This window comes from Streptomyces sp. AA4, assembly GCF_000158875.1.
GTDB lineage: Bacteria > Actinomycetota > Actinomycetes > Mycobacteriales > Pseudonocardiaceae > Amycolatopsis.
Genome location: NZ_GG657746.1, coordinates 3,450,404 through 3,456,806, shown reverse-complemented (window position 1 = coordinate 3,456,806; position 6,403 = coordinate 3,450,404). Strand labels below are relative to the sequence as shown.

Sequence of the window (6,403 nt, the reverse complement as noted above, 5' to 3'; positions counted from 1 at the left end):
CGCCGCCGTCGGATCGTCGAGGCCGACCACCACCGGTCCGTCCTGTGCCGCGCTCCCCCGGATGACCACCACCGGACACCGAGCCGACGCCGCCGCCCGCAGCGCCACCGAGCCGATCGCCCCTCCCCGCGCGCCGCCGAGCCCGTGCGCGCCCAGCACGAGCAGCCCGGCTTCGTCGGACAGCGCGGCCAGCAGTTCGGCCGCCGTCCCGAGCCGCACGCACATCCGCACCGGCACCGCGGGCGCGGCCACGCGGGCGGTTTCCGCCGCCTGCCGCAACAGCCGGCGCGCGGGTTCCATCTGCGGTTCGGCGTCGCCGGGTGGTTTGCCGTGCGGCAGGAGGTCCGGGTCGTCGCACAGCTCGGCGTGGAACACCACGAGCCCGGCACCGCGCCGGCCGGCCTCGACCGCCGCCCAGCGGACCGCCGCGAGCGCCGCGGCGGACCCGTCGGCGCCGACGACCACCGGCCGGCTCACTCCCGGATCTCCTCGCTCTGCTTTCCGGGCAGCTCCTGGCTCTCCGGGTCCGGCCCGCCGTGCGCGCCGCGTCCGGCGGGCGGTCGGCGGGCGGCCCCGGGCGACGGGGTCCTCCGCTCCTCGTCCATCACATGCCTCCTCCGGCCGGTTCCCTCGTCGTGTCGCGGCCGACGCTAGGCCGCCGCGCCTCGGGACCACTGCGGGCGGACGTCCGCGGCCCGGGAGTCTTTGGTCCCAGCCGGAAAGGCGCTGCGGCCCTTCGCGCGGGTTCGGCGGGCAGCGGCGGGTCCGCACGCTGGCCCGGGCTGCGCCGATCAGCGGTCCTCGACGGCGAAAGCACCTCCGACGACGCGCAGTTTCCCGCTCGCTCCGCCGACCCGCCGGAACCGGACGACTTGCCCGACGGCACGGCCTGGACCGATCAGCGGAACTCCAGCCGAAATCCCGGTTCCGCAGCAGCGCAACGCCGAACGCGACCCCGGTTCGACGGAACCGATCAACGCAACTCCAGCCAGAAGTCCGGGTGCGGCAGCAGGATCGCTCATCGCACACCCGCCCCGCGGACAACGCTGAACTGCACTTCGCGCACCGCGGAAAATTGCGCCATTCCTCCGAACCGCGTTCCGTCTTTCGGACGTCCCCCGAGGCTCCGGTTATTCCACCGGACGGCCGGATTTCGCGTTCCGCCAATCAGCCGCCACCGTTTCGCGGAGAATGCGCTGCGCGGTCATCCGCGTGGCCTGCAGCGACGAATGCGCTTCCCGCGAATTGAACACCCGCCGCGGGGCCGCGACGCTCAGCGCCGCCACCGCTGTCCCGGTCACGTTGAACACCGGGACCGCCGCCGCGAGCAGCGCGCCCGGGAGCCGCGGGTTGAACGACACCTCGCGCTGCCTGATCTCGCGCAGTTCCGCGCTGAGCCACGCCGGGAGGCCGCCGCCGTTCTCGTCCTCGCCGCGGTATCCGGCGAACACCGCGAAGCGCGCGGCGAGCCCGGGGTCGAACGCCATCAGCACCCGCCCCGCCGCGCTTCCGGCCAGCTGCGAATCGTTTTCGATGCGCTCGGCCAGCGAACAGTAGCCGCTGCTGTAGATCAAATGCACGAAATCGACGACATTGCCGCTGGCCACCCCGAGGCCGACGAGGTAGCCGGTCCGCCAGTGGATGTCGATCAGGGACGGGAGAATGTCTCTGCGCAGCCGCTGCAGTTCCTGCGTCGAACCGGGCCGCGCGAGCCGGCACACCGCTTCCCCGTGCCGGTAATGGTATCCCGCCCGCACGACCATTCCGTATCCCTGCATCTCGGCGAGAAGCCGGTGCACCGTGCTTTTCGGCAGCCGCGTCGAGCGCGAGATTTCGCTCAGCGTTTCGATCCCGCCCGAATCGCGGATCGCGCTCAGGATCGAAAGCGCGCGGGGAATCGGCCTGCGCGGCACCACGCTCGTACAAGTCCACCGCCCGTTGTCGTCGCTCACAGTCACGACCGCACCCTCCACCGAATCCGCCAGTCCCTCGTGCGCACGCGCCGGGGCCGCCCTGCGCGCGTGCTCCGGCGAGGCCGCGCGACCGCTGCCCTCCGCGGTCCCGGCTCCTCCGCCGCTCGCGGGCGGCGCCGCGCCTCACTGCCGCCCGAATCCTTCGCCACCCGCGTCTTTCCCGAGCCATTCCTGCTCTCGCGCCTTCATGCTTGCCCAGCGCCGCGTCCGGCACAACCGGTCGCACCCGTTCACTGAAAGAGATCGCCCCAGTGGCGCAGCGGGTCCGCCTGCCCGTCTCGTCGCGCGACAAGTCCGTCCCCGGAACCGGTGGCCTGCAGTCACTTTCCGTAGCCAACGCGCGTTCGCGCGCCGCCGTGGTCGCACCCCGTGACAATGGCTTCCCACCGCTTCGCCCGTCGGGAAAACTGGACGGAACCGCCTTTCCGCCGGACAACTCCGGGCGGAGCCGCCGTCGCCCGCGGGCCGGGCAGCCCGCGGTCGGCGGGCGAGTCCGGTTCCGGAACGACAATCGGCCGAGCCAGCCACGGCGACCAGGTCGGCGCGTCCGTGCTGACCGCGGGAAACCGCGGGAGCCAGGTCCAGCGGCCGCCGTGTCTCCGCCGAAAGACGATACCAGGACTCAGTCGACGGCGAGCGACCAAATGCGGACGCACAGCGATGTTCCAGCACGCGGAACAGGGTCTTGACTTTCGCGGGAAGCGGCAACCAGCGAACTGCGCTGGCGGTGGCGATTGTGTTGGCGCACAACGCGATGCCGGGCGGAACCCGCGCACGGCGGGTCGGTCACGCCGCTTCCGCGCGCGCGACCAGCCGCGCGCACACTCGCAGAATCGTCCGCCGGTCCGCGATCTGCCAGGGCTGACCGGCCGCGAGCCGCCGAAGCTCCGCGCCCGGTTCGAAGGCCACCGCTTTGCCCACGCAGGGGAAGATTTCGGCGTCCGAAGCGGAATTCCCGATCGCGATCGAGTTTTCCGTGTCGAAACCCGCCGCTTCGGCCAGGCAGCACACGAAAGCGAGTTTGCCTCCGGCCGCGCCGGGAGCGGACAGCAGCCGTCCGGTGAACCTGCCGTCGGCCACCTCCGCGACGGCGCCGTGCCCGCCGGACAGCCCGAGGTCCATCGCCGCCTCCTGCACCGGGAAATCGGGGTTCCCGGACAGCAGATGGATCCGGTACCCGCTCGCGCGCAGCAGCGAAAGCAGCTCCGGCACAAAGGAAAACAGTTTCCCGCGGCTCGCCCGCCAGGTCTTCTCCGCCGCGAACCGGGCCTGCTCGACCGACGCGCCTTTCATCGCGAGCGCGTACCGCCGGCAGATCGCGTCCGCCAGCCCGGCCGGCGGGTTCTCCGCGGCCGCGAACTGCCCGATCGCTTCCAGGCAGGACAGTCCCGCTTGCCGGTCGCAGGCGCCGTCGTCGAGCAGGACCCGCAGATAATGCCGCGAAGTGCGCCCGGGAAGCAGGGTGCCGTCCAAGCCGAGAATGGCGTATTTCGTCGCGCGGTTCATGAGTCGCGCGGAGTCGTCGCAGCCACGAAAACGGTCCTTCCGTGCGCGCTTCCGGTGATGATCCGGGCTGACGGTACAGCGGCGCACGCACGCGCGGAGCGGCTTGTTCCATGCCCCGGGACACCACTGTCCCGGCCCGGCGACGAGGGAAAACCCGCCCTCAGCCGGTCAACCGGCGGGCGATTCCCGCGCGAGTCGAGAGGTCGAGTTTGTTCAGCACCCGAGCCACATGCGCGTCCACCGTCCGCGGGCTCAGGAACAATTCCGCGGCGATTTCTTTCGTCGTCAACCCCCGCACCACCATCTCCGCCACCTGCCGCTCCCGGCGCGAAAGCGTCCGTCCGCCCGAAGGCGACTCCAGTTTGCGCTGCCCGGCCAGCCGCCGCTGCACCTTCGTCGTCTCCCGCAGCAACGCATGGGCGCCCGCGCTCTGGAAAACCTCCCGCGCCTCGCCGATCCGCTGGGTCGCGGCGTCGAAGTTTCCCTGCCGTCCCAATACTTCCGCCACGAACAAGACCGCGCGGCCACGGTGCAGCACCATCGCCGCCCGGCCGAAGGCGACAGCCGCGGCGGAAGCGTCCGTCAATGCGGCGGCGAGGTCGTTGTCGGCAGCTGACACCGTCGCGCGCGCCAGCAACGCAATGCCGAGGTCGCTCTTCAATCCAGTCGCCGCGGCCCGTTCCATCGCCTCGGAAGCCGATCGGCGGGCGTCCGCGAGCGCGCCCTCGGCGAGCGCTCCCCGGCAATCCAGCGCCAATCTGGCTACCCGCAACGGATTCGCTGTCCGCTCCATCGGCTGTTCGACCGCGCCCGGGAACATGCCGAGTTCGAGCCCGGCCTCGGCGAGAATGTGTTCCACCGTCCGCCGCCACCATTCGACGGTCGGCCGCGGCATTTTCTCCACTGTGCGCCACTGTTGTTCGGCGGACGACCGGTCTCCGGTCGCGAGCAGCACTCGCAGCCGGATCGCGGCGGCCATCGGCACCACATCGTGGTGGCCGAAGCGGGTCGCGGCGGTTTCCGCTTCCGCGGCAGCCTCCGCGGCCTCGGCGAGGCGGCCCAGTTTCCACAGCACGTAGCCGCGCACCGAATGCCGGAACGGCAGCCCAGGCGCGCTCAGGTACTGCGCCCTATCCAGCAGCGCGAGCGCTCGCCGGTCATCGTCGAGGAAGCACGAGGCCCAGCACAGCGCGGGCACGGTGTAGAGGACTGAACGCAACTCGTTGTCGTCCAGCAGGTCGAATCCGTCGGCCGCGGCCTGTTGCGCGTGCCGGGCTTCGATGGTCCGCCCGGCGCAGACCAGCCCGATCGCGGCGAGTGCTGCGATCGCGGACTGCACCGCGGGCCCGGCGCTCGGGTCGGCCGCGGTCCGGCGGAGCCGTTCCTGCGCTCCGACGAGGTCGCCGTCCAGCAGCTCCAGGTGTGCCAGTTCAAGTTGTGCCCGCGCGTCCGGCTTGCCCGAAGCGGCGATCGCGGCCTCAGCGATCGCCCGCGCGCGCCGGGTGCGGCCGAGCGCGTGCTCGCACCGGGAAAGCAGCGCCAGTACCCGCGGCGAGTCCGGAAGGCCCGCCAGCAGCGACCGAGCCTTAGCAGGTTGTCCGGACGCGAGCAACGCTTCGGCCCGCAGCACGGACAGGCGGCAGTGCTCGTGCCCGCCGCGCATTCGTTCCGGCAGGTTCGCCACCGCCGCGCCGAGCCAGCGCGCGCATGCCGCGGGATCGGTGCCGAGCACCTCCTCCCCCGCCGACGCCAGTTCGCCGACCGCGACCAGGTCGTGGCGGTACAACGACTTCTCGAGGTGGTAAGCCCGCACCGTGAGCGGCGCGTCGAGTTCGCGCAGATAAGCCGCTGCCCGGTGGTGCGCGCCGGCGGCCCAGCCGCGTCCGGCCAGCCGGGCCGCCGCGACCCGGACGAGCGGATGCCGGAACCGCGGCCCCGCCGCTCCTCCCGCCAGCACGCCCCGGCCGAGCAGCCGTTCGATCGCGCGGCCGACCTCGGCCCGGGGCAGCGCAGTCATGGCCTGGACCAGGTCCGCGTCGATCTGCCCGCCACCGCACGCCGCGGCCTGGGCGACCAGCCGTTCGGGCTCCGGCAGCGCCGACACCTCGGCGAACAGCACGCGTTCCGCCGGCAGCATCGGCCGGTCCCCGTCCGCCGGGCTGTCGTCTCGCCCCGGCCACTCGTGCGGCGGCAAATCGGCCAGCAGCAACAGGTACAGCGGGATCCGCTCGGCCGCCGCGGCGATCCGCGCCCGCTCCGCGGCGGCGTGGCCGGGCAAAAGCCGGGCTACCTCGTCGTCGGTGAACGCGGGCAGAGTCACGTAGCGGACCGGGACGCGCTCGGCATGCAGCAGCCTGGTCAGCGCGGGCTGCCCTTCGCGGACCGACAGCACCAGCCGCCGGCCGCTTTCCGGTCTTCGGACCAGCGACATCAACTGCCGCAACGACGCTTCGTCCGCCCATTGGGCGTCGTCCACGACCACCAGCGATTCCGAACCGAGCGCGTGCGCCAGGCGGCGCGGGAACTCCGGCGCGCCCCCGGGCACCGCGCACACCGGATCCGGCGCCTGCCGGGCGACCTCGGCCAGCAGCCGGGTTTTCCCGATCCCCGGCAGCCCTTCCACCACGGTCACCGCGGCCGCGCGGTCAAGGCACGCGGCCAGTTCCGCCGACCGGCCGACAAACTCCTTCTCGACCACGGTCTCCCCCTTCGCGCGACCCGCGAATTGCGGTAATTATACGGATGCTACCACCCGTTAACTTCCGGTCTATTAAGTGCCGGGACATCCCCGGTAAATCAGCCGGGCGAGCGGGAACAGGTTAGTGCCCGCACCCGGCGCGGGCTATCGGCCAGCAGGGAGAACCTCGGCCGCGCGCCCGGCCGGCCACGAATCGCGCAGGAGGATCGGTGAGCAGCAGCGAACC

5 protein-coding genes are annotated in these 6,403 nt (G+C 72.2%); all 5 read right to left on the bottom strand.

Going from position 1 to position 6,403, the window contains the following annotated elements:
• Positions 1–477, bottom strand: a 477-nt coding sequence (locus SSMG_RS45390; RefSeq protein WP_158688041.1) for a universal stress protein, incomplete at its 3' end; no start/stop codon positions are given.
• Positions 474–605 carry a hypothetical protein gene (locus SSMG_RS46955; RefSeq protein ID WP_255409879.1) on the bottom strand — a complete coding sequence of 44 codons (132 nt, stop codon included), beginning with the start codon at positions 603–605 and terminating at the stop codon, positions 474–476. The genes SSMG_RS45390 and SSMG_RS46955, both read right to left, overlap by 4 nt.
• A gap of 525 nt (positions 606–1,130) precedes the next feature.
• The gene (locus SSMG_RS15960) at positions 1,131–1,958 is read right to left on the bottom strand and encodes an IclR family transcriptional regulator (RefSeq protein WP_158688040.1); all 828 of its coding nucleotides are present in this window, start codon (positions 1,956–1,958) and stop codon (positions 1,131–1,133) included.
• 801 nt (positions 1,959–2,759) lie between these two features.
• Complete coding sequence (locus SSMG_RS42425) at positions 2,760–3,479, bottom strand: HAD family phosphatase (protein ID WP_050788199.1); 720 nt, start codon at positions 3,477–3,479, stop codon at positions 2,760–2,762.
• A 160-nt stretch (positions 3,480–3,639) separates the two neighbouring features.
• Positions 3,640–6,177, bottom strand: coding sequence for a LuxR C-terminal-related transcriptional regulator (locus SSMG_RS15950; protein WP_009077467.1), 2,538 nt, complete (start codon positions 6,175–6,177; stop codon positions 3,640–3,642).
• Positions 6,178–6,403 lie beyond the last annotated feature (226 nt).